Annotated in this window: 1 protein-coding gene; it reads right to left on the bottom strand. The window is 39.1% G+C overall.

All coding sequences use genetic code 11. From position 1 onward, the window contains the following. On the bottom strand, positions 1 to 401 hold a 401-nt coding region (locus tag MW695_RS22290; protein ID WP_247107619.1), incomplete at its 3' end, for a T7SS effector LXG polymorphic toxin. Between the last annotated feature and the right edge of the window lie 36 nt (positions 402 to 437).

Here is a 437-nt window from a genome sequence, read left to right as displayed (position 1 = left end):
CGATTCATCACATTCGAAAACGAAGGAGATTGTGCCGAAGTTATATCCGAGACACTCTTTATAATCGCATCTATTTCCTTTGAAATGCCTTCTAATTGCTTGTACATCCTATGTATATCTTCTTCTTGATCCTCTATGTATGATTGATCCAACACCGTCAGATCATTTGAGTCGACATTCGTTTTGAAATCATTGAGATGCTTCATCAGATTTCTCTCTAGCTGATGCGATAAACCGATAAACGCCTGAAGAAGCGTGCCGTGATAGTCACGAAAATAGGTCTTCGCTGCATTCGCCGTTTCTCCTTTAAACGTCTCCATCTCGATAATTTGATTAATATTCGACTCGACCTCGCTTAATCCTAAACGAAGAGCGTTCATCTCCTTTTTTTGTTCTTCCACAAAGCTTTGCACTTCTGAAAGGTTCACTTTTAAATT

The organism is Halalkalibacter sp. APA_J-10(15) (assembly GCF_023017105.1).
Taxonomy (GTDB): Bacteria; Bacillota; Bacilli; order Bacillales; family Bacillaceae_D; genus Halalkalibacter.
This window is presented reverse-complemented; position numbering and strand designations above follow the sequence as displayed.